The organism is Rhodococcus sp. 06-418-5 (assembly GCF_002258285.1).
In the GTDB taxonomy this organism is placed as follows: domain Bacteria; phylum Actinomycetota; class Actinomycetes; order Mycobacteriales; family Mycobacteriaceae; genus Rhodococcoides.
This window is the reverse complement of sequence record NZ_NOYE01000016.1, coordinates 222738-243928: the sequence shown is the minus strand read 5'-3', so window position 1 is coordinate 243928 and position 21191 is coordinate 222738. Positions and strand designations below refer to the sequence as shown.

Sequence of the window (21191 nt, the reverse complement as noted above, 5' to 3'; positions counted from 1 at the left end):
GGGGTCGAACCTACGCCGAACCGGTATCGGCGTACGACGTGGGAGCGGCGGTGACGTCGTCGATCTTGTACTTCTCCGCGGCCTCGACGGCCTTGGAGCGGTCGACCTCACCGGATGCCGCCAGAGCCGACAACGTGGCGACGACGATCGACTCGGCGTCGACGTTGAACACCCGGCGCGCGGCCGGACGGGTATCGGAGAATCCGAATCCGTCGGTACCGAGAGTGACGTAATCGCCCGGAACCCACTGACGGATCTGGTCCGGAACCGCACGCATCCAATCCGAGGACGCGATGACCGGGCCGTTGGTGTCGGCCAGGGCCGAGGTGACGAACGGAACGCGCTTGTCGGCACCGGGGTTGCGCAGGGACTCCTGCTCGGCCTCGACACCGTCGCGGCGCAGTTCGCCCCACGAGGTCACCGACCAGACGGCCGAACGAACGCCCCACTCCTCGAACAGCAATTCGCGGGCCTTACGGGCCGACACGATGCCGACGCCGGACGCCAGCAGCTGCGCCTCGGGTCCGTCGCCCTCCTGCGGCTCGGCGAACCGGTAGATGCCCTTGAGCAGACCCTCGACGTCGAGGTTCTCCGGCTCGGCCGGCTGTACGTACGGCTCGTTGTAGAGGGTGATGTAGTAGAAGATGTTCTCGCCGCCGAAGCCCTCGACACCTTCGGTTCCGCCGTACATCCGTCGCAGACCGTCCTTGACGATGTGCGCGATCTCGTACGAGAACGCCGGGTCGTAGGCCACGGCCGCCGGGTTGGTCGAGGCCAACAGCAGTGAATGACCGTCGGCGTGCTGCAGACCCTCACCGGTGAGCGTGGTGCGACCTGCGGTGGCACCGAGCACGAATCCGCGAGCCATCTGGTCTGCTGCCGCCCAGAGACCGTCGCCGGTGCGCTGGAAGCCGAACATCGAGTAGAAGATGTACAGCGGGATCATGACCTCGCCGTGCGTGGCGTACGAGGTACCGACCGCGGTGAACGACGACGTCGAACCGGCCTCGTTGATGCCCTCGTGCAGGATCTGGCCGACCGAGCTCTCCTTGTAGGCGAGCATCAGCTCCGAGTCCACCGAGGTGTACAGCTGGCCGTTGCGGTTGTAGATCTTCAGCGACGGGAACCACGAGTCCATACCGAACGTGCGGGCCTCGTCGGGGATGATCGGCACGATTCGGTGGCCGATCTCCTTGTCTCGCAACAACTCCTTCATGACGCGCACGAGCGCCATGGTGGTGGCGACTTCCTGCTTGCCGGAGCCCTTGCGGAGCGTCTTGTACGTGTCGTCGCCGGGCTGCGGGAGCGGCTTGACGTCGACCCGCCGCTCGGGGACGAATCCGCCGAGCTTGTTGCGGCGATCGAGCATGTACTGGATCTCGGGAGCATCCGGGCCGGGGTGGTAGTACGGCGGCATGTACGGATCCTTCTCGAGCTCTTCGTCCGAGATCGGGATGTGCTGGAGATCGCGGAACGTCTTGAGATCGTCGAGCGTGAGCTTCTTCATCTGGTGCGTGGCATTGCGGCCCTCGAAGTGCTTGCCGAGGGTGTAGCCCTTGATGGTGTGCGCCAGGATGACCGTCGGCTGGCCCTTGTGCGACATCGCCGCCGCGTAGGCAGCGTGCACCTTGCGGTAGTCGTGGCCGCCGCGCTTGAGGTTCCAGATCTCGTCGTCGGACAGATCCTTGACCAGTTCCTTGGTGCGCGGATCGCGACCGAAGAAGTGATCGCGGACGTACCCGCCGTCGTTGGCCTTGTACGTCTGGAAGTCACCATCGGGAGTGGTGTTCATCAGGTTCACGAGTGCACCGTCACGGTCTGCGTGCAGCAGTGAATCCCACTCGCGGCCCCAGACGACCTTGATGACGTTCCAGCCCGCGCCGCGGAAGAACGACTCCAGCTCCTGAATGATCTTGCCGTTGCCGCGGACCGGGCCGTCGAGGCGCTGCAGGTTGCAGTTGACGACGAACGTCAGGTTGTCCAGACCCTCGGTCGCGGCCACGTGCGCGAGTCCACGCGACTCCGGCTCGTCCATCTCGCCATCGCCCAGGAATGCCCAGACATGCTGATCGGAGGTGTCCTTGACGCCGCGGTCGTTGAGATAGTGGTTGAAGCGGGCCTGGTAGATGGCGTTCATCGGGCCGAGACCCATCGACACCGTCGGGAACTCCCAGAAGTCCTGCATCAGGCGGGGGTGCGGGTACGACGGCAGTCCGCCGCCCTCGTTCACGTGACTGGCCTCCTGACGGAAGCCGTCCATGCGCTCGGCCGGGATGCGGCCCTCGAGGAAGGCGCGGGCGTAGATGCCGGGGGAGGCGTGACCCTGGATGAAGATGTGGTCGCCGCCGCCCGGGTGGTCCTTGCCGCGGAAGAAGTGGTTGAAGCCGACCTCGTACAGCGCAGCCGACGAGGCGTACGTGGAGATGTGGCCACCGACGCCGACGCCGGGGCGCTGCGCGCGGTGCACCATGATGGCTGCGTTCCAGCGGATCCAGGCGCGGTAGCGGCGTTCCATCGACTCGTCGCCGGGGAACCACGGCTCGTTTTCGGTGGGAATGGTGTTGACGTAATCCGTCGACGTCAGCGACGGCAGCGCGACGCGGCGCTCACCGGCGCGCTCGAGCAACCTGAGCATCAGGTAGCGAGCGCGGTTGGGGCCGGACCTCTCCAACAAGCCGTCGAACGACTCGATCCATTCGTTGGTCTCGTCGTTGTCGATATCGGGCAGGTACGACGCGACACCCTCGCGGATGACGCGGACCCGGCCGTCAGAGCCCTTCTTGCCTGCAGACGATGTGTTCTGCCGTTCGCCGCTGTTCACTTCGGACAACGTGTGCACTCCTCAATGTGGCGGACGCTCGGTGTGGCGTCCGGTCCGGTAGCGCGCCCCTGTGACGGCGCTCTACTTTCCTCGTTCTCGTGATTCCTCCCAATCCTGCTACATCTTCTCGGTTCTGGTAGTACAGAGGTCCGATACCCACCAGTAGAAATTTATGTACGCAATTTCGGCGCGGTCAGCTTGCGCGAACGGCTCCGACCCTGTTCGCTTTGTCTACTGCACCCACAATTCAAGGAGGTCACCACCGTGGTCGCCGCGGCGGACGCTCAGAACTACGCTCAGAAACTTGGCATCACTCGCGACATGGTCGTACAGGAGCTGGGCTGGGACGAGGACACCGACGATGATCTGCGCGCCGACGTAGAAGATGCGATCGGTGGCGAGACCCTCGACGAGGATTCCGACGAGGTGATCGATGTCGTACTGCTGTGGTGGCGCGACGGAGACGGTGACCTGGTCGACGCACTCATGGATGCCATCGGGCCACTCTCGGACGATGGAATCGTGTGGGTCCTCAGCCCCAAGACCGGCCTGTCCGGTCACGTCGAACCCAGCGAGATCGCCGAGTCCGCCCCGACCGCAGGATTGACGCAGACCTCTGCGGCAAACCTCGGTGACTGGATCGGAAGTCGTCTGGTTCAGCCCAAGACCCCTGCCACCAAGCGGTAGGTCGATGCTCGATACAGGAAGACGGTTCTAGATGCCGATCGAGGTTGGCGCGGTTGCGCCCGACTTCACTCTGAAGGATCAGAACAACCAACTGGTCACGTTGTCGTCGTACAGGAACGTGAAAAACGTTCTGCTCGTGTTCTATCCACTGGCCTTCACCGGCACGTGCCAGGGCGAGCTGTGCAAAGTACGCGACGAGTTGCCGACATTCGAGAACGACGAGACTGCGATCTTGGCAATCTCGGTGGGTCCGCCTCCGACCCACAAGATCTGGGCTGCAGAACAGGGTTACACCTTTCCGCTGCTGTCGGACTTCTGGCCGCACGGTGAGGTTGCTCAGGCGTACGGCGTGTTCAACGACAGCGCCGGCTTCGCCAATCGTGGAACGTTCGTGGTCGACAAATCCGGAATCATCCGGTTCGCCGAAATGAACGGACCCGGTGAGGCTCGCGACAGTTCGTCGTGGGCCGAGGCTCTCGCACAGGTGAGCTGACCTGCGGAATTGTAGTTAGAGATCAGACACGATAAATTTCTCCAAGCGTTCCGGTGGCCCGGGGTTGTACCCAGGCCACCGGTACTCGGGCGTATAGCTCAGCGGTAGAGCTCTGGTTTTACACACCAGCGGTCGGGGGTTCGAACCCCTCTGCGCCCACCATCGTATGCGGCAGATCGAAGGCTTGCAGTGCAGGTCAGGTACCAGTAGGTCGATCGTCCTCGGCAGGTAGATTCGGAACTGCCCACAATTTGCCCACACCCTGTTTCGTCCGCGCTTCACTCATGGCCTTCGAGACAGTGTCGAGGTCGTCGTCGAACAGGTCCGCGTAGACGTCGAGGGTCATCGCTGCCGATGCGTGACCGAGCATCTTCTGCACGACCTTCACGTCGGCCCCGGCCGCGACTGCGAGGCTGGCCGCGGTGTGCCGGAGATCGTGCGGGGTGACCCGCGGAACCTCGGCCTTGGCGACCGCCAGATCGAACCATCCGCTGACGTTGTGCGGCCGCCGCATGTAGTTGCCATCCTCACCCGGGAAGACGAGATCGGTCGGCCGGAGCGAGCGCAGGCGTTGCTCGAGGCGGGGGATCAGGAAGTCGACGATCGGTACCGTCCGGCGCTTGTGGCCCTTCGTGGTGCCGACGATGATCTCCTTGCCGACTTCGACGGCGTTCTCGTCGATCAGCACCCGGCGGCGGCCGAGGTCGAAGTCGCGGCGTTTGAGCGCAGTCGCTTCGCCCCACCGGGCACCGGAGTACGCCATCAAGAGCGCGAGGTCACCGTTCTCGCCGGCCGCTTCGGCGAACAGGTCGACCTCGTGGTGTGTGAGGTAGACGTTTCGCTTCCGCGTCTTGCGGGGGAGCTTGATGGCGTCTCCCTTCCTCGACTTCGACCGCGCGGGGTTCGTGTGAATCAACCGGTCCCGCACCGCGTCGTCGAGGATCCCCGCGAGCACGCCGTGGGTCCGGCCGACGACGGTGGCACCGAGCGCCTGTGGTGCGTTCACGCCGCGAGTCATGTCGGCGATCCACTGCTGCACCTCGCTCGGCACGATCGACTTCACCGCTCGCTGGCCCCATTTCGGTTCGACGCGCAATCGCCATGCGATCTCGAGCGGCCGGTATGCGGACGGCTTGAGGTGTGACTGACGGTTGAGCCAGTCGGGGCCGAGTTCGCCGACTGTCACCTTGCCTTCGGATGCGGCGATGAACTCGCCGCGCTCCTTCGCCACCTCGATGTTCGCGGCGAACGATTCTGCGGCTTTCTTCGTGGTGAACCCACGCTTGTCGGTCTGCCGGCCTTCGGGCGTCCGGTAGCGAACGCGGTACCGCTTGCCCTTCGCGGTCTCGTACGGTCTGACGGTTGCCATCACCCCGCCCTTCTGGATGCCGCTCGACTGTCGCGGATACGGCGCAGTCGTTTGACGAGAACTGGCTCGGCCTGCATGGCGTCCGGGTCGTCGAGCAGCGAGTTGAGCCGAGTGTAGTACTGCACGGGGGTGAGGCCGAGTTCGTCTTTCACGTCCTGCTCTTTCGAGGCGGCGTGGCGGTAGAACCGTTTCTCGAAGGCGAGGATCGCTAGCTGTTGTTCGGTCATGACCATTCTCCGTCGAGGTGGTATTCGAGTTCGGCAACTTCGATGGGGTCGAGGTTGTGGAGGCGGCACTGCACCATCCGTTCGGTGGTCCACAGCGTCTCGGCGAGTTCGGCCGGGTGGGTGGACCACTTCATGGCGTCGATGAGTTTGTGCAGTGGAATGAGGCGTCGAGACGCCATGTCGTCGACAAGGCGCTCTTCCCGGATGCCGTACATGTGGTGTCGCGGGTAGATCGGCATTCCGAGTTCGAGGTGCCCGATCTCGTGACTGAGCACAGTGCGTCGTCCTGCCTGGTCGAGTGTTCGACACAGCCAGATTCGGTCACCTCTAATGAGTCCGCGCACGCCGTCGGGCAGTTCGTAGCTGGTGCAGATGATGATGTGCGGGAAACGTTCAGCCATGTGCCGCCATGGATGCCAGTCTCTGCTCATGTCTGGGAACCTATCGGTCTCCTACGACATGTTTGCCCGAAATGCGTATTACAGCAATGTTATTCGTCGTCGTTCGGGAAGTCGGCGTCCGCCGCGTCCGCTTCTTTGAGGCTGGGCGGTGGGACGCTGCTGTCGCCCCAGTGGGCGGGTCGGACAACGTTGCTGCCTTGATTGCCGTCAGTCCTGTCAGTGGACTTGACGGCCGCTATGGAGGCTCGGCGAGACCCAGCTTCTCCATCAATCTGCGGATCGCTCGTCGCGTCCTGCGTGCCCTGGTCTTCATGTGTTTCTCCTACGACTGCGACGGTGGCCGTCGCCGTCCCCTCTCCCGAGGCGGTTGCTTCTACCTCGTAGACGGGACGAACGATGGCTCTGATGAGTTGATCGATTGCTTGCCGTTGATTCGACGAGAGTCGATTGGCTTCCGGCGGCGGCATGTACGGATCGGTTTCTCCGATCGGCACTCCCGCTGCCTCGCGAATCTTCTCGAGCGGAATCGCTAGCACTTCCGCAAGCGCCTTCATCGTCTTCTCACTAGGCCGAGACTTGTTGGTCCCAGCGAAGTAGCCGGCGATGGTTCCTTGCTTCAGATCGACACCGAGTTCGGCGGCTTTCGCAGCTGCCTGACGGGCTTCGATCCCGTAGCGGTTGCTCTTCAGCAGTTCGGATAAGGCGCTCACAGTTGCAAAGACTTCCCTAGTCGCAGGATGTTCGAATACTCCGATCGTAACCGTAGCGGTTACGAATACGTCCGGTGTAATTCGCGCGAGCACTGGTCAAGGCGGTTACGCCCGATTGGACGCTGTAACTAACCTCAGTTACAGTGGTTGGCGTATGGACAACCGACAAACATTGGGGTTACAGTGACTGCGGCACTTCAAAACGACACCAGGAGGTTGTGGGTGAAGCTCATCAGCAAGCGAGCGTTCCGCGACTACATCGACTTCCGCGGTGAGACGAACGCTTCTCTGGCGCGCAAGGCGAAGGTGTCTCCGGCACTCATCGCGCTGTTGCGCTCAGAGAAGAAGGCCGCGCGATGGAGCTGCAAGCCCAGTAATGCGCGCGCTATCGAGGTTGCGCTCAACGCGCCGCCGGGGTCTCTTTTTTCGGCCCAGTTGGTTGGCGGTTTGCCAAACGACACCCGTCTCAGCGCATAGAAAACGCCGCCCCGAGTCAGCGGGACGGCGTGACGACAAATGATTGGAGATCGAATGTCAGTACCCATCGTACGACACGGGGAGTCATCCCCGTTCGACGCGATTCGTCGCGTCCGACCAGACGGCTCGGAGTACTGGTCCGCACGCGAGCTGTCGAAGGCTCTGGAATACGAGACTTGGCGCAACTTTGCTGCCGCTATCGACCGCGCGAAGATGTCATGCGAGAACAGCGGATCTGCTGCTCAGGATCATTTTGTCGACACCAGCAAGATGATCGAGCTGGGCAAGGGTGGACGTCGGGCCGTTGATGATGTCGAGCTGTCACGTTTCGGCTCGTACTTGACGGTGATGAACGGCGATCCGAGTAAGACTCCCATCGCAGCGGCGCAGTCCTACTTCGCAATTCGCACCCGCCAGGCAGAGACGGCTCCGGCCGAACTGTCGCGCGAGGATCGGCTGGCGATTGGACTGCAAGCCGCACAGGAACTGTTGGCGGCCCGGGATTCACGCATCGTCGAGCTGGAGCCAAAAGCGGCCAAGTTCGACAACTTTCTTTCCGCCGACGGCGACTATTCAGTCTCCGAGTGCGCGGGAGTGCTGAACCGCGCGGGCATCGAGACCGGCGAGAAGCGACTGTTCGAGACGCTACGGATGATGCGCTGGACATTTCAGGACCACAAGGGCCGGCCACGTGTGTATCAGCCCATCAAAGATCAAGGACTGCTTGCCGAGAAGCCGACCGGCGAGTGGGTCGATGACGACGGCGGAGTTCACATTCGTTGCCCACAGGTCCGGGTCACCCCGAAGGGGATGTCGCGGTTGCTTGAGCGCCTGGAGGCCTCGGCATGACCGGCGCAGGCAACGACTGGAGCGTCGTCCGTCTTCCGGAATCGATGGCGGCAAAGGTCACAGTGATGAATGGCTGCTGGCTTTGGACTGGCTCGCTGAACAACAAGGGCTACGGCCAAGTAGGCGTAGGCGGGCGAGTGAAGTTGGCTCATCGTGTCGCATACGAACTGCTGATCGGTCCGATCCCAGAAGGTCTGCAACTGGACCATGTGCGTGCCCGTGGCTGCGAGCATAAAAACTGCGTTAACCCGTCACATCTGGAGCCGGTCACCTGCCAGGTCAACAACTCTCGCACTGCAGCGGCTACCAAGACTCACTGCGTGAATGGCCACCCGCTCTCAGGCACCAACCTGATCGTGAAGCGCCGCACGTCGGGCGGAGAAATGCGCAACTGCCGGATCTGCAACCTGGACTCCGCGCGCCGGCTCCGAGAGAAGAAGGGTGCGGTTCGTCGATACAAGACGGATGCGCGTGCCCGTGCGCTTGCGGGAGCTGATTCCTGATGGAGATACGCAAACCACTCACTGTCGCCGATGTCGCGGCGATGGTTCCACACACTGCCGATTGGGTTCGGGATGCTGCGAACAGTGGTGCGCTCGAGTCTCTTCCGCGAGGGGGCCGTCGGCACATGTTCACCGAGACGCATGTCGCTGACTGGATCAACAAGGGTGCGCCGAAATTCCCCGATCGCCTCAGGAGGACGGCATGAGAGATGCGCGAACGAAGGACTTCACGTTCTACGCCGAGCCGGTCGTGGTTCTCGGTGACGATTTCAGTCGCATGCCGACGGTCGCTACCGGTTTGGCCTCCGGTGACCGAGGTGAAGAGATTCTGCTGTCCGTGTATGACACGCACGAACGGGCCGAGTTGATGCTCACACGTTCAGAGGCTCGGCTTCTCGGCAGGCACTTACTGGAGGACTTCGGGCCGGACGGCTCCGAGATTCCTGGTGGCGCTGCGCGACCCGCGCTTGCGATTGTCCGACCAATCCGAGGCGGTGACTCCGCATGAATACCCCCGATTACTCCGATGTCCGCACCCGTCATCGCCGCGAGATCCGTAACGATCCGTGGCCGCGGCATGAGTCGGATCACCGGATTCTGGCGTTGGGTTTCGCGTCGGTGATGGTCGTCGTGATTGTGGTTGTGACTGCGGTGTCGGTGATGCGGCCATGAGCGAACTGGACCTCGACGCGATCGAGGCACGTACGCGGGCAGCGACCAGCGGTCCATGGTTTCTCGACTCGGATGGAATCAACCAGGCGTTCGTGGGCAACCGTGCCGATGGGCGACAACACGGTCTCTGGGAAATCGTGCACATGAGTGGCGACAAACTCGGCGACCTGAAGCCTGAGTTCGCAGAGCAGCACCGTGATGATGCCGAGTTCATTGCCCACGCCCGCACCGACATCCCAGCGCTCATCGCTCGCGTTCGAGAGCTGACTCCCCGCGTGCTCGAGGGGGATTGGGAGACGGTCCGGGATGCACTGGACGCACTGCCGGAAGGTGCGCAGATCCGTTGGACGACAGGCATGGACAATCTGCCGGCACTCGCAATCCGATTCTCGCGCGGATGGAAGATCACCGGCTACTACGGATCGCTGTCCTCCGACAACATCGCCCGCGATGAGACACCCATCGAGGTGATCGCATGATCGTCACGCATGAGGGCGGCGTGGTCGTTCGCTTCATCGATCGGGATGAAGACGACGAGACCGTACACGTTGCCGACCCACTGCCGGACGGGCGTTTTCGGGTCAGGGGAGTCGACCGCTGGACATACGCAGCGGACGAGCTCGAGTTCGGGGTTATCCGATGATCCGCCGTTTCCGTCCCCACCTGATCCTCGCGGGCATCCTCCTCGGCGGCCTGGCCGCCTCGCCACTCTGGCAGGTGATCCCGTGAATGGCTGGTGCCTGTTCGGAATCGTCAGCGCCATCGTCATGGCCCTCGGTGTCGCGTGGTCGGTGTTCATGATCGCAACGCAGACAGGAGATTTACTTCTCGCCAGCGCGGCGAATCTGCCGGTCTGCATTCTCCTGTTCTGCTCGTCGGCGTACATCGCGATCTCCGAGTGGCCGGAGAAGTGATGACCTTCATCTCCCGAGGCGAGGTCTACGACGGCTACCCGATGGGCGCGGACTGCGACTGGGACGCCCTGATCGCCCGGCGGTACGAGAACTTCCGTCAGCGCTACGTCCCCGGCCTGATCTCAGACGCCTTCACTGCGGCCTTCTCCGTGGCGGCCGGTCTCCTCCCTGTTCTTCCTGCTGCCGCCGGGCTGGGTGGCGCGGGTTCCCCGGTGCCGGTGAGCGGTCCCGCTCCCGGCACCCCAAACGAAACGAGAAACGAATGAATGCACTGAAGGTCAACGTCGTTCACGAAGGCGTGACGTACAGCGCCGACGTGATGACGATCGAATCCACCCGTCTCGGCATCGAGGACCACGGCATCATGTCCGCAATGCTGCACTGCAAAGGCGATGGCGGCGGGACAGGAGTCGGGGGCTACGGCCTCGATCAGTTTGACAAGGCCAAGGGACGCCGCGTCGGTCATGCGTTCGGCCTGGAATGGCTGATGCAGGTCATGGCCACAGTTGGTGTCGATCGCTGGGAGCAGCTGCCCGGTAGCCGCGTCCTGGTGCTGTACCCGCACAGTGAGTCGCACATCCACCTCGGGCAGATCGCGGTCGGCATCGCCAACGTCGACACCGGGAAAGCGCTCATCTTCAAAGATCTGGCAGAGGAATGGTTTCCAGCTGAGGTGCCATCATGAACGGCTACTTCGGGATCGCGGTGTGGCATCCGAAAACGGAGTCGAACGTCGGCACTCTGTGGCGGCACGCCAATCTCTACGGCGCAGCGTTCGTCGGAACCGTCGGACTCCGGTATCGGCATCAGGCATCGGACACCAGCAAGGTGGACCGTCGCATCCCACTGATCCACTACACGGACCTCGACGACTTGGTGCGGCACCTGCCGCTCGGCTGCCCGATCATCGGCGTCGAGCTCGACCCGCGCGCGAAACTGCTCGACGAATCGTTCCACCACGACGAACGCGCCCTCTACCTGCTCGGCGCTGAGGATCACGGTCTGCCGCCGGCGGTGCTGGATCGGTGCCATCGGATCGTGCAGATCCCGACACCGTCGGTGCAGTCGATGAACGTCGCTGTCGCCGGGACTTTGGTGATGCATGACCGATACGCGAAGTCGCTGCAGGCGGTGGCGGCATGAGCGCCCAGGTCCTCGCTGTCGATGTGACGACGCAGTGGGGGATCTACGCCCACGGCACACCCGTCGACATTGCCGAATCGACTGACACCGAGTACGTCATCGTCCTCGCTGACCTGCCCCGTAACCGCCTGTTGGCTCGGGTGCCGCGGTCCGCGGTGCGGCGTTACGGCGGGCTGCCGCCGAGGACGCGGCGTGCCCCTCTCGACATCGAAGCTGTCGGTCCTGTCGCCGCGGCATGGTCCGAAGGAGAAGCAGCATGAACGAAGACCCCACCGCGATCGATATCGATTTCGATCCGCAGCAACAGCGCATGTCGGGCGTCGCATTCCACGGCAACACCCCGTTCGATGTCCCGTTCATCAGTGAGATCGCACCGAACCTGTGGCAGGGCGGCTGCCGCCGCGGCCTGGTTCTGCCCGAGTTCATCACTCATCTCGTGTCGCTCTACCCGTGGGAGGCGTACACCTACGAGCACGACATCGACAGTGCGATCAATGTCCGGATGTACGACAGTCACGAGCAGGGGATCGAGCAGGTCGATTCGCTTGCCGCATGGGTGAACACGTGCCGCAAGAGTGGTGCGGTCCTCGTCCATTGCCAGGCCGGTCTCAATCGGTCGAGCCTCGTCGTGGCGCGGGCACTGATGCTCGAAGGGGCAACTGCGGCTGACGCTATCGCGACTATCCGCGAGAAGCGGTCGCCGGCGTGCCTGTGCAACGAGACATTCGAGCGCTACCTGCTGGGTCTTGATGCGGAGGCCGCAGCATGAGCGACTTCCTCGAGGTGGATCGCGGCGTGATCACCGCGGTGCCGCGGCACCTGCGGCTCGTGTCCTCCACCACCGGTCCGACGTACACGGAAGCTGACGAAGACCCGTACGAGGTCGATGTGTTTGATGCCGCGTTCCCGAAAGACGACCGTCTTGATCCGTGGTCGAAGTTCGTCATCTGGGGTTGCCTCGTCCTGGTGTGCTGGGCGATCCACTACGTGTGGGCCGGAGGCACCCTGTGAACGCCGGCGACACCATCACCGTCGACATCCTCCCCGCGCTTCCAGTCGGGGCTGTGATCCGAACCGACACAGCGCAGGTCGCAGTAAAGGCGTTCATGGGCGATGACGAAGGCCCAGAGGAGTGGTTCGAGACTGGCGACTCCACGCCACTGCGGCCGGACGAGTTGGACGGCTACCCGATCACGATCCTGTGGCTGCCATGACGGGGCCGATGGTCTGGGATGAGCAGTCCCTGTGGCGGCTGCCGGCGGGTACCCACTTCCGTGAGATCGGCCGCCTGGGCCGCGAATTCGTCGTCGATGACCACCGCGCGGGTGTCCTGTGGCTCGGCTCCACTCCCTGCCCGGTCGCTGTGGTCGAACTTCCGGTCGAGGTGGTCACCCGTGCCGTCTGACTTCGACCCCTTCGAGGATCCCGCTTCACGGTGGGACACCGAAACCATTCCTACTCAGAGCATTTCCGAGGAGCAGTTGTGAACGATCGACAGAAGTTGTTGCGGACCATCGCGGCGGGGACCGCGGTGAAGCAGATCGCAGACGAGGCGATCAACGCGGCGAAGAAAGCACTGCAGGCCGACCTGCCGCGCGGCACCGAGTACCTGTACACGTCCGCGGATCCCGAGACCCGGGAGGAGCTCGGCTACGCGACGGTCCCGAAACCGACGCAGCCGAAACCGAAACCCGAACTGCGGGACGAGGAGATCCTGCCGTGGCTCCTCGAGGAGAACGAGGATGCCGTCGAGGTGCGGTACGTGATCAAGGAATGGGCACGCAAGGATCTGGAAGCCGCGGCGTTGGCCGCTCATAAGGCGGGGGAGCCGCAGAAGCCTGGCATCGATGTCGTCGTTCCTGCGGCACGGCCGGCGTCGGCACGGTTCACGCCGTCGAAGAATCTGGTTCCGCTCGTGCGTGGGATGTGGCAGTCCGGCGAACTCGACCTCGTGGACGTGTTGGCGATCGAGACTCGACCAGAGCCAGGTGACGCAGCATGATCACCTCTCAGATCCTCGCCGACGCCGCCGATCTCATCGACCGCAAAGGCCACTCGACCATCCACTACCAGACCGCCGACGGCCGTCTCTGCACAATCGGCGCGATCGTCCTCGCAGCAGGCGGAACATTCACCTACCAAGCCGACCGGGACGAGCCCGACGACTTCAACGGCCCCGACGGTGACGACTGGGCGGTCACAGACGCTATCGCTGTCGTGGAATCCGTCGTCACCGGCCTGCCCGTCAACTCACTGATGATGCCCGGCGGCTCGTTGGTGGAGTGGAACGCGAAACCGGATCGGACTCAGCAGGAAGTCGCCGATGCTCTGCGCACCGCGTCGAAGCGGGTGGCCGCATGAAGATCGAATTCGAGGACGCAACCAAGGCCGAAGCGAAGGCGCGCATTGCGCTCGCTGGCCCTCCCGGATCGGGCAAGACGTACACAGCGCTGTCGCTGGCGTTCGGGCTGGGAAAGAACGTCGTCGTCGTCGACACAGAACGTGGCTCGGCATCGAAGTACGTCGGCGAGAACGGCTGGCAGTTCAAGAGATTCAACGCTGTCTCGTACTCGCCGAAGTCTCTCGTCGAGATTCTCGGTGCCGCGTCTGGTGAAGGTTTCGATGTCCTGATCCTCGATTCGTGGTCTCACTACTGGGAGGGCACAGACGGGATGCTCGAGCAGGTCGACCGCCGCAAGTCAGGATCGAACACATTCTCTGGATGGAAGGAGGCGCGGCCGGACGAACGCCGCATGATCGACGCGCTCCTGTCCTTCCCTGGGCACCTCATAGTGACTCTCCGATCCAAGGTGGAATACGCCGTCGAGGAGAACGACCGCGGCAAGAAAGTTCCGGTCAAGGTCGGTTTGAAGCCGATCCAGCGTGACGGAGTTGAATACGAATTCGACGTGGTTGGTGACCTGGATCTCAACAACACGCTGACGATCTCGAAGACTCGCCTGTCATCTTTGGCGAAGCGCTCCATTCAGGAGCCCGGTCTGGAGTTGGCCGCCGAGATCCGTGCATGGCTCGAGGACGGGCTGTCCGGTCTCACTGTTGGCGAGTATCGCGAAGCTGCGTTGGCAGAGAACGATCCGGACCGGTTGCTGCAGCTGTACCGGGATCTCGAGGGGCTGCAGCTGTTGTCGGCACCGACGGTCGACGAGCATGACACCCCGACTGTTCTCGGTGAGCTCGTGAAGGCCCGCGGTCTGGCGCTGAGGGAGGCCGCGAAGAAGGCTCCCTCGAATCCCGTGCAGGAACCTGCGACGCCGGCCGGTGAGGCACGAGCCGCACTCGCTGCGTCGTTGCAGTTCAAGGGAATCGCATGGGGCGATGCCGTCAACAAGTTCTTGGCTGACACCGGCACCGATCTGGAGACCACCGAAGACCACGTCGCGATCAAGGCGCTCACTCAGCATTACCGGGGGGTGAAGTGATGCGCGGAGAAGGGCTGGGATTCCCTGTTTCTCGAATCCGTCGCAGCTCCCGAGCCGACCTAGTCGATACCACTGCGGTCCGTGAACACATTGCGCGGTTGGAATCGGTCGGGATGTCGATCGCGATGATCGCCCGGGCTGCTGGGATCACCGATACCCAGATCAGCCTGTACAAGTCAGGACAGCCGTCGACCCGAAGGGGCTATGCCGCTGCAGTGTTGGCGGTTGATGGGCGTCCGTCGAAGCATCAAGCGTATGTGCTGGCCGTGGGTTCGGTGCGCCGTCTGCAGGGTCTGGCGCGTATCGGTTACACGTTGGAGCAGATCGCCACCGAGGTGGGGATGTCTTGGTCGTCTCTGTCGAGGGTGAGGTGCTCGACGGGGGCTGTGTTGTGGGAGACCCATGTCGCGGTTCGTGATGTGTTCAACCGCCTAGGCATCGATGGCGGTTCGGAGATTGCTCGGCAGCGGGCCATCCGCAAGGGGTGGGTGCACCCGTTTGAGTGGACAGATATCGACGACCCGTTCGAGGTGCCCTCGGCACCGGAGGAATCGGGGCTTCCGGATCCGGTGGTGGTGGAGCGGCTGATGGCTGGCCAGCCGACGAATGCGACCCGCGAGGAGCGGAAGGCCGCGTTCTTCATGCTCCGCGAGTCCGGCATGTCGGTGAATGCGGCCGCGGATATGGCACATATCAGTCCCCGTACGGCAGAACGTTATTCGAATCTTGAGAAGGGTGTGGCGGCATGACGAGACGGATTGATGAGTTCGAGCAGCCGATGGATGGCGGGCATTACGCGGCCCGGTGGAAGGATCGTGTGCCGGCGAATTTGTCGGAGTGGGATCGGGAGCAGGAGCGTTCGGATCGGTTGCGGGAGCGGGCTGCAGAGCTGGCCGCGAACAGGGAGCGACCATGAAGACCGGCTCACTGTTCAGCGGCTACGACGGTCTCGGTCTCGCCGTCGACGAATTGTTCCCCGGCAATACGCGGGAATGGTTCTGCGAGTGGGACGATGCCCCGTCGAAGATCCTGAGCCATCACTGGCCGACAGTCCCAAATTTGCGGGATGTCACCGAAGTCGACTGGGCCGCAATGCCACCCGTCGACATCCTCACCGGTGGCTACCCGTGCCAGCCATTCTCTACAGCGGGACAACGCAAAGGGGCCGACGATGAACGACACCTCTGGCCGTATGTCCGGGAGGCAATTCGCCACCTACGACCACGGTTCACACTCCTGGAAAATGTGGCCGGGCATCGGACTTTGGGGTTCGATCGAGTACTCGGAGACTTGGCCGAGGACGGGATGCATGTCCGATGGACAAGCATTCGAGCTTCCGACATCGGTGCCCCTCATCACCGAGAGCGTGTCTTCATCCTTGTTACCAACCCCGGTGACGCAGCCGGATACCGGGAATGGACACGCCCGGAACCTGACGAAGGAACTGAAGGCACTACCGACGCCCACGGCGAGCGACGCAGACAAGGAACGGGACAACCCTGCTCAAGCGCGCAGGAAGAGTCCTCCGATTTCAGCTGTATCCGTTCACTTCCCAACCCCGGTTTCGACGGACTCGAAGGACACAAGGAACCGGACAGCGAACCGGAGCAATCCGAACTCGAAGCATCACTCGGGGACGACGCTGCTCGATGCAGTGTCGGAGTTGAGTGGGGAAACTATGCCCCCGCTGTTCGGCGTTGGGAACGGCTAACTCGACCCGCGCCGAGCCCGACCGAGCTGAACTCGAACGGACGAGCGCGACTGAATGCTGCGTTCGCTGAATGGATGATGGGCGTCCCGGCCGGCCATGTCACCAGCGTGCCGATTTCGCGAGCGCATCAGCTCAAGGCGATCGGTAACGGTGTCTGCCCACCGCAAGCCGTCGCCGCGTATTTATCACTCCTCGCTCAGGCGGTGGCGGCATGACTAAGTCCGTTCCTCCAACGTGCGAGCTCCCTCAGGGCATGGTCGGCACCCCGCGCTGCACGAAACCAGCCGAGCACGTCGCCGACATCCACGGCTGCCTGCTCGATCAGTCGGAACGCGAGTGGATCCGGGTGCGTGTGTGCGTCGATCACGTCGTCGCCGGCCACAAGGCGTGGACGGCGATGGTCGCACAGTCGGTCAGTGGCCGTGCCGTGTGTGCGGACTGCGGTAAGCCGTTCCCACGCTTCCGGGAACTGTTCCGGAAGGTCCGCCCATGACGATCCACTATGTCGACGACGTAGTCACTCTGCATCACGGCGACTGTCTTGATGTTCTGCGCACGCTCGAAGATTGCTCGGTCGACTCCGTTGTGACGGATCCGCCATACGGGATCTCGTTCATGGGCAAGGAGTGGGACGGTGCAGCCATTCGGGAGGCGGCGTTGCGTGATCGTGAAACACGTCGATCACTGGGCCCAGAAAGTGCATCTCGACCTGGGCGAACCAAAGCCCGCTCGTCGTCCGCTTACGGAAATGAAGCCATCATCGCGGGTCCGGTTCGCGGTGGGCGAGAGTTTCAAGAGTGGTGCGAGGGGTGGGCGACCGAATGCCTACGCGTTCTCAAGCCCGGCGGACATCTCGTGTCCTTCGGTGGCTCGCGAACCTGGCATCGCCTCGCCGCCGCCGTCGAGGACTCAGGTTTCGAGATTCGGGACTCGATCGCGTGGCTCTACGGCTCCGGGTTCCCAAAGTCATTGAACCTGCCAGGAGGTTTGGGGACCGCACTCAAGCCTGCCTTCGAGCCGATCGTTGTTGGCCGCAAAAAGCTTGCGGGAACCGTAGCGATGAACGTGTTGGCACACGGCACTGGTGCTCTCAACATTGATGCGTGTCGGGTGGGTACCGAACAGCGCACGAATCCGGCCGGGTCCGCAAGCTCTCTGCACCGGGTATCACGTGTCGAACAGGGCTATCGCGAAACGCTCACGTCGTCAGTGGGTGTCGAATCGGAGGTGTCCGGTCGCTGGCCTATGAATGTCACTCTCGATGAATCGCAAGTAGACGAGCTTGATCGGCAGAGTGGCACTCGCGCGGCCGGCGGGAACGTTAGTGGTGACGAGCAATCAGCTACTGGTGACAACGGCATCTATGGGCACTACGACCGGGCCGCCTGGTCCGGCTACGGCGACACCGGCGGCGCATCAAGGTTCTTCCCCACCTTCCGCTACGAGGCGAAAGCACCCGCCAGTGAGCGTCCGTCTGTCGACGACGTTCAGCATCCGACAGTGAAGCCGCTCGACCTGATGCGTTGGCTGGTCCGACTCGTAACACCTCCGAATGGTGTTGTGCTGGAGCCGTTCGCAGGTTCGGGGACGACGGCTGAGGCGTGCGTGCACGAGCACATGCGCTGTATCGCGATCGAGCGGGAGGCGGACTATCTGCCGCTGATTGTTGCTCGCTTGTCCAAGCCGATCGAGGTCGGGTTCGACTTCGGAGGTATCCAGTGAGCCCGCAGCGGATCCAACGTAAGCGTACGAAGGGCTGGACGATGCCCGAAAACACATTCTATGTCGGTCGTCCGAGCCGGTGGGGCAACCCATTTCGGGTGATGGATGGAAGGAGCCTCGTCGGTCCGCCGTGGTCGGTAGCCCGCGGTACGTGGGGCCACATCGGGTCCGATGTACCGATCGCGCTGTACGTCTCGTCGAGTCATCCGATCGAACAGTCAGAGGTGGTGCGTCGTTTCGAGACACTGATGCAGGTCAGGGCACGCGATGAAGGCGACCGGCTCACAGCATGGTTGGAACCGCTGCGGGGTCGAAATCTCGCCTGCTGGTGCAGCGCCAACCAGTCCTGCCATGCAGACGTGCTGCTCGACTACGCCAACAGGTTCGTGTCATGAGGCCCGGCGCGTTCACCAACGACACCCGTCTCATCATCGAAGCCCGAGCAATGGGGGTCTGCGAGATCTGCGGAAACGCACCGATCCAGCAGTTCCACCACCGGCGGCCGCGGGGCAGTGGAGGTACTCGCCGCCCTGAGACCGCGTACCCGTCGAACGGACTGGCCCTGTGCTCGCCGTGTCACGCGACCGTCGAGAGCAACCGCGACGAGTCGTATCGCCTCGGCTATCTGGTTCGGCAGCAGCACAATCCGGAAGACGTGGCGGTGTGGGTCGGGGGCCGGTTCATGTTTTTCACGAAGCACGGTGGCATCGAGTCGCCACCGAAGGAGGCCGACTGATGGCCGGACTTCCATGGATTCGACTCGATACCGACACGTTTTCGCACCCGAAGATCCTCGAAATGTTGTCGGAGAAGAAGCATCAGGCGGTCGTTCTGCACCTTGCGGCGATGTGTTACGCGGGGAAACACGGCACCGGTGGGCACATTCCGAAGGTCGCTTTACGTGTCCTTCCTGGTCGCGCGATGGACGTGACCGATCTCGTCAAGGCCGAACTGTGGCACATCGATGCAGCGGGTTGGCGAATTCACGGCTGGGAGGAATACCAGCTCGACGACGAGGAACGGCAGAAGCGAAGGCAACGAGCGAGGAAGGGCGGGTGCATCAAAAATCATGGAATCAACTGTGGCTGTTGGAAAGACGAGTGAGTGCTTGAGCAGTGCTTACCTGGCAGTGCTTACAAGCAGGTGCTTGGGCGGTGCTGTCGTGGTGTGCACGGGACGGAACGGGACTTTACGTAAGAGCCACTCACCGAAAATCTCTTCGTCTCACTTCAGCAACGTGCGCACCCGCGTAGCAAGAATTTCTCTGCCGGGGTGGGAGCGATGAGCGAACCAGGTCTGTTCGATGTCGATCCTGCTGCAGTCGTTCCTGTCGAAGATCGGTATGCGGGCATGGGTCACGATGCGAAACGGACGGCGAAGAATCTCGAACTCATCGCTGCTGGGATGAATCCGGGGACTCGGATGCGACTGCACAGGGATGCTGCGGAGAACCGTGACGGTGAGGGCCTGCGTTGCAGGGACTGCGCTCACCTGTACTCGAAGACCGGGGACTTTCAGGGCTCGTTCCTCAAGTGCAAGAAGGCGGCGATCCGGATCGACGTGCAGTCGACAGGACCGGATATGCGTTCGTGGTGGCCAGCGTGCTCGCTGTTCGAGGCAAAGCCGTGACGGCGGCTCGGCGTGACGCCGAGATCGTTCCCTGCCCGACATGCCATGCCGCGGCCCGTACGCCGTGTGTGTGGTCTACGGGGGAGCGGAGGCGGCTCCCGTGCCTTGCTCGCATGAAGGCCGCTGAACGTTACGACGCAGCCGATTGTCACTCGGATACCGGGATGGGGTCGTTCGTCAGCGACGGCCTCACACAGCTCGATTCCGACGTATCCGAGCGCGACATCACCGAACCACTTCATCCGATGGAGGACCAATGAGCAGAACATGGTGGCCGGACGGAGCCAAGCACGGTGCTGCGAAGGCCCGGCCGGATGTCGGCGACATCATCGGCCACGACTTCAAGCCGTGGCGCGTCATGGAAATCCGAGACTCACCACTCCGAGAAGGTGAATCGACCTGGCACAAGCCCTACATGCTCCACCTTCGCCCCGCCCATCTCGATACGTGGCGGACCGCGATGGACGAAGACATCCACGGCCGGGTCGTCGGTATGCGGTGGCCGATCCTTGGTGAGCATTACCCGATCTGCGTGAAGTGCGGTGATCTCACGCCGTGCCGGGAGATCGTCGCGACGGAGACGGCAGCGAAGTCGGCCGAGAATGCGACTCGTTTCGAGACGGTCGGCGTGTGCCCGGCCTGCGAAGAAGTCGTCACTCATCGTCAGCAGTCAGTGACGTGGCAGGAGAACGTCGTCGCGATCCTCGGGCCACCCGTCACGTTCCACCTCCGTAGCAAATGCTTCTGGGGCGCGTACGAGTACGAGCAGAAGTGGTCACGCGAGTATCCGGACCGGCCACTTCGCTTTCACTGCGGCGGTGATCTCGTCAATCACGGCGACGGGACGTACGAGTGCAGTCGCGAGGGTGATTGCCCGGGACCAACCGCACGGCATCGGCTGTGGTCGATCTGCTCCGGCTGCTGCGTCCCACGGCCCCGCCATTGCGAGCCGGGCCCGAACGCCACCAATCGAATTCAGCCTCAACTGCTACACCCCGAGGAGGGGAAATGACCGAGAAGAAAACTCTGACCGTCGACCTGACCGCATTCGTCTCCGATGATCAGCCGCGATTCACATCGGGCGGCGAGCGGATCTTCACGGGACCAGACGAGGTCCGGGTTTCGTCGCCGTGCGGCAACGGCTGGTGCGTGGTCGACGACCACGGTCATCCATTCGCATCGAACCTACGGTCCCGGGACGATGCCGAGTTCGTGGCTCGATGCGTCAACGCACTGAACGGCGTCGTGCCTGTTCGGGGGACTGATGAGGGTGCGGCAATCGCTGAGGCCCGCAAAGCGGAGGCATCCATCCGGAACGCCGAATGGGAACTCGAGAAGGCGCGAGCGCGCCTCGCATCCATCGCAGGAGAGCGATGACCTCCTCGGCTCAGTCCGTACCCGCGTCCGCTCGCCCCACATTTAA

At 62.9% G+C, this 21191-nt stretch carries 38 protein-coding genes and 1 tRNA gene; 34 read left to right on the top strand and 5 right to left on the bottom strand.

Annotated features, from left to right (window positions below; genetic code table 11):
- Positions 1-10 precede the first annotated feature (10 nt).
- On the bottom strand, positions 11-2830 hold the full coding sequence (aceE, locus tag CH274_RS13595) for a pyruvate dehydrogenase (acetyl-transferring), homodimeric type (protein ID WP_094658024.1): 2820 nt from the start codon (positions 2828-2830) through the stop codon (positions 11-13).
- Between the two features lie 255 nt (positions 2831-3085).
- On the opposite strand from aceE, the gene CH274_RS13590 reads away from it, so the two are divergent.
- From CH274_RS13590 to CH274_RS13580, 3 genes are all read left to right on the top strand, one after another.
- Positions 3086-3508 (top strand): DUF3052 domain-containing protein, encoded by a 423-nt coding sequence (locus tag CH274_RS13590; protein WP_032394460.1) that lies wholly within the window; start codon positions 3086-3088, stop codon positions 3506-3508.
- 31 nt (positions 3509-3539) lie between these two features.
- Entirely contained in the window at positions 3540-4001 is a 462-nt protein-coding gene (locus CH274_RS13585; RefSeq protein ID WP_032394459.1) for a peroxiredoxin, read from the top strand.
- 87 nt (positions 4002-4088) lie between these two features.
- Positions 4089-4163, top strand: a tRNA-Val gene (locus CH274_RS13580).
- Positions 4164-4197: 34 nt separating this feature from the next.
- On the opposite strand, the gene CH274_RS13575 is transcribed toward CH274_RS13580, so the two are convergent.
- The 4 genes from CH274_RS13575 to CH274_RS13560 form a co-directional block, all read right to left on the bottom strand.
- Positions 4198-5370, bottom strand: a complete 1173-nt coding sequence (locus CH274_RS13575; protein WP_094657769.1) for a site-specific integrase — start codon at positions 5368-5370, stop codon at positions 4198-4200.
- Entirely contained in the window at positions 5370-5597 is a 228-nt protein-coding gene (locus tag CH274_RS13570; protein ID WP_094658023.1) for a DUF3263 domain-containing protein, read from the bottom strand. Before CH274_RS13570 ends, CH274_RS13575 begins: the two co-directional genes overlap by 1 nt.
- Entirely contained in the window at positions 5594-5998 is a 405-nt protein-coding gene (locus CH274_RS13565) for an ImmA/IrrE family metallo-endopeptidase (RefSeq protein WP_256993570.1), read from the bottom strand. Before CH274_RS13565 ends, CH274_RS13570 begins: the two co-directional genes overlap by 4 nt.
- Positions 5999-6087: 89 nt before the next feature.
- Complete coding sequence (locus CH274_RS13560) at positions 6088-6708, bottom strand: helix-turn-helix domain-containing protein (protein WP_094657768.1); 621 nt, start codon at positions 6706-6708, stop codon at positions 6088-6090.
- Between the two features lie 222 nt (positions 6709-6930).
- On the opposite strand from CH274_RS13560, the gene CH274_RS13555 reads away from it, so the two are divergent.
- From CH274_RS13555 to CH274_RS13420, 31 genes are all read left to right on the top strand, one after another.
- On the top strand, positions 6931-7185 hold the full coding sequence (locus CH274_RS13555; protein ID WP_143546566.1) for a hypothetical protein: 255 nt from the start codon (positions 6931-6933) through the stop codon (positions 7183-7185).
- Between the two features lie 54 nt (positions 7186-7239).
- Complete coding sequence (locus tag CH274_RS13550) at positions 7240-8034, top strand: phage antirepressor KilAC domain-containing protein (RefSeq protein ID WP_179275737.1); 795 nt, start codon at positions 7240-7242, stop codon at positions 8032-8034.
- On the top strand, positions 8031-8537 hold the full coding sequence (locus CH274_RS13545) for an HNH endonuclease (protein WP_094657765.1): 507 nt from the start codon (positions 8031-8033) through the stop codon (positions 8535-8537). Before CH274_RS13550 ends, CH274_RS13545 begins: the two co-directional genes overlap by 4 nt.
- Positions 8537-8743, top strand: a complete 207-nt coding sequence (locus CH274_RS29990) for a helix-turn-helix domain-containing protein (protein WP_094657764.1) — start codon at positions 8537-8539, stop codon at positions 8741-8743. Before CH274_RS13545 ends, CH274_RS29990 begins: the two co-directional genes overlap by 1 nt.
- Positions 8740-9045 (top strand): hypothetical protein, encoded by a 306-nt coding sequence (locus CH274_RS13535; protein ID WP_094657763.1) that lies wholly within the window; start codon positions 8740-8742, stop codon positions 9043-9045. The genes CH274_RS29990 and CH274_RS13535 overlap by 4 nt, the downstream gene beginning before the upstream one ends.
- Positions 9042-9209, top strand: a complete 168-nt coding sequence (locus CH274_RS29215) for a hypothetical protein (protein WP_179275736.1) — start codon at positions 9042-9044, stop codon at positions 9207-9209. The genes CH274_RS13535 and CH274_RS29215 overlap by 4 nt, the downstream gene beginning before the upstream one ends.
- A complete protein-coding gene (locus CH274_RS13530) occupies positions 9206-9688 on the top strand; it encodes a hypothetical protein (protein WP_094657762.1) in 483 nt (160 codons plus the stop codon). Before CH274_RS29215 ends, CH274_RS13530 begins: the two co-directional genes overlap by 4 nt.
- Positions 9685-9852, top strand: coding sequence for a hypothetical protein (locus CH274_RS29210; protein ID WP_179275735.1), 168 nt, complete (start codon positions 9685-9687; stop codon positions 9850-9852). Before CH274_RS13530 ends, CH274_RS29210 begins: the two co-directional genes overlap by 4 nt.
- An 82-nt stretch (positions 9853-9934) precedes the next feature.
- Positions 9935-10123, top strand: coding sequence for a hypothetical protein (locus CH274_RS13525; RefSeq protein WP_094657761.1), 189 nt, complete (start codon positions 9935-9937; stop codon positions 10121-10123).
- Positions 10123-10389 (top strand): hypothetical protein, encoded by a 267-nt coding sequence (locus tag CH274_RS13520; protein WP_094657760.1) that lies wholly within the window; start codon positions 10123-10125, stop codon positions 10387-10389. The genes CH274_RS13525 and CH274_RS13520 overlap by 1 nt, the downstream gene beginning before the upstream one ends.
- A complete protein-coding gene (locus CH274_RS13515; RefSeq protein WP_094657759.1) occupies positions 10386-10808 on the top strand; it encodes a hypothetical protein in 423 nt (140 codons plus the stop codon). Before CH274_RS13520 ends, CH274_RS13515 begins: the two co-directional genes overlap by 4 nt.
- Positions 10805-11266, top strand: coding sequence for an RNA methyltransferase (locus tag CH274_RS13510; protein WP_094657758.1), 462 nt, complete (start codon positions 10805-10807; stop codon positions 11264-11266). Before CH274_RS13515 ends, CH274_RS13510 begins: the two co-directional genes overlap by 4 nt.
- Positions 11263-11526 (top strand): hypothetical protein, encoded by a 264-nt coding sequence (locus CH274_RS13505; RefSeq protein WP_094657757.1) that lies wholly within the window; start codon positions 11263-11265, stop codon positions 11524-11526. Before CH274_RS13510 ends, CH274_RS13505 begins: the two co-directional genes overlap by 4 nt.
- Positions 11523-12035: a dual specificity protein phosphatase family protein gene (locus tag CH274_RS13500; RefSeq protein WP_094657756.1), complete on the top strand. Its 513-nt coding sequence runs from the start codon at positions 11523-11525 to the stop codon at positions 12033-12035. The genes CH274_RS13505 and CH274_RS13500 overlap by 4 nt, the downstream gene beginning before the upstream one ends.
- Positions 12032-12277 (top strand): hypothetical protein, encoded by a 246-nt coding sequence (locus CH274_RS13495; protein ID WP_094657755.1) that lies wholly within the window; start codon positions 12032-12034, stop codon positions 12275-12277. Before CH274_RS13500 ends, CH274_RS13495 begins: the two co-directional genes overlap by 4 nt.
- Positions 12274-12480 (top strand): hypothetical protein, encoded by a 207-nt coding sequence (locus tag CH274_RS13490; RefSeq protein ID WP_094657754.1) that lies wholly within the window; start codon positions 12274-12276, stop codon positions 12478-12480. The genes CH274_RS13495 and CH274_RS13490 overlap by 4 nt, the downstream gene beginning before the upstream one ends.
- A complete protein-coding gene (locus tag CH274_RS13485) occupies positions 12477-12671 on the top strand; it encodes a hypothetical protein (protein WP_143546565.1) in 195 nt (64 codons plus the stop codon). Before CH274_RS13490 ends, CH274_RS13485 begins: the two co-directional genes overlap by 4 nt.
- A gap of 78 nt (positions 12672-12749) precedes the next feature.
- Entirely contained in the window at positions 12750-13268 is a 519-nt protein-coding gene (locus tag CH274_RS13480) for a hypothetical protein (RefSeq protein ID WP_094657752.1), read from the top strand.
- The gene (locus CH274_RS13475) at positions 13265-13627 is read left to right on the top strand and encodes a DUF6197 family protein (protein WP_094657751.1); all 363 of its coding nucleotides are present in this window, start codon (positions 13265-13267) and stop codon (positions 13625-13627) included. The genes CH274_RS13480 and CH274_RS13475 overlap by 4 nt, the downstream gene beginning before the upstream one ends.
- Positions 13624-14706 carry an ATP-binding protein gene (locus CH274_RS13470; RefSeq protein ID WP_094657750.1) on the top strand — a complete coding sequence of 361 codons (1083 nt, stop codon included), beginning with the start codon at positions 13624-13626 and terminating at the stop codon, positions 14704-14706. Before CH274_RS13475 ends, CH274_RS13470 begins: the two co-directional genes overlap by 4 nt.
- Before the next feature lie 113 nt (positions 14707-14819).
- A complete protein-coding gene (locus CH274_RS13465; RefSeq protein WP_094657749.1) occupies positions 14820-15455 on the top strand; it encodes a hypothetical protein in 636 nt (211 codons plus the stop codon).
- 163 nt (positions 15456-15618) lie between these two features.
- Positions 15619-16632 (top strand): DNA cytosine methyltransferase, encoded by a 1014-nt coding sequence (locus CH274_RS13460; RefSeq protein WP_094657748.1) that lies wholly within the window; start codon positions 15619-15621, stop codon positions 16630-16632.
- A complete protein-coding gene (locus CH274_RS28885) occupies positions 16629-16910 on the top strand; it encodes a hypothetical protein (RefSeq protein ID WP_143546564.1) in 282 nt (93 codons plus the stop codon). The genes CH274_RS13460 and CH274_RS28885 overlap by 4 nt, the downstream gene beginning before the upstream one ends.
- Positions 16907-18139, top strand: coding sequence for a DNA-methyltransferase (locus tag CH274_RS13450; RefSeq protein ID WP_094657746.1), 1233 nt, complete (start codon positions 16907-16909; stop codon positions 18137-18139). The genes CH274_RS28885 and CH274_RS13450 overlap by 4 nt, the downstream gene beginning before the upstream one ends.
- A 41-nt stretch (positions 18140-18180) precedes the next feature.
- Complete coding sequence (locus tag CH274_RS13445) at positions 18181-18534, top strand: DUF4326 domain-containing protein (protein ID WP_094657745.1); 354 nt, start codon at positions 18181-18183, stop codon at positions 18532-18534.
- Complete coding sequence (locus CH274_RS13440) at positions 18531-18875, top strand: HNH endonuclease (RefSeq protein ID WP_094657744.1); 345 nt, start codon at positions 18531-18533, stop codon at positions 18873-18875. The genes CH274_RS13445 and CH274_RS13440 overlap by 4 nt, the downstream gene beginning before the upstream one ends.
- Complete coding sequence (locus CH274_RS13435) at positions 18875-19243, top strand: hypothetical protein (RefSeq protein ID WP_094657743.1); 369 nt, start codon at positions 18875-18877, stop codon at positions 19241-19243. The genes CH274_RS13440 and CH274_RS13435 overlap by 1 nt, the downstream gene beginning before the upstream one ends.
- 177 nt (positions 19244-19420) lie before the next feature.
- On the top strand, positions 19421-19768 hold the full coding sequence (locus tag CH274_RS13430; RefSeq protein WP_143546562.1) for a hypothetical protein: 348 nt from the start codon (positions 19421-19423) through the stop codon (positions 19766-19768).
- Entirely contained in the window at positions 19672-20028 is a 357-nt protein-coding gene (locus tag CH274_RS30070) for a zinc finger domain-containing protein (protein ID WP_441346936.1), read from the top strand. Before CH274_RS13430 ends, CH274_RS30070 begins: the two co-directional genes overlap by 97 nt.
- Entirely contained in the window at positions 20025-20780 is a 756-nt protein-coding gene (locus CH274_RS13425; protein WP_094657741.1) for a hypothetical protein, read from the top strand. The genes CH274_RS30070 and CH274_RS13425 overlap by 4 nt, the downstream gene beginning before the upstream one ends.
- A complete protein-coding gene (locus CH274_RS13420) occupies positions 20777-21145 on the top strand; it encodes a hypothetical protein (protein ID WP_094657740.1) in 369 nt (122 codons plus the stop codon). Before CH274_RS13425 ends, CH274_RS13420 begins: the two co-directional genes overlap by 4 nt.
- The last annotated feature ends 46 nt before the right edge of the window (positions 21146-21191 follow it).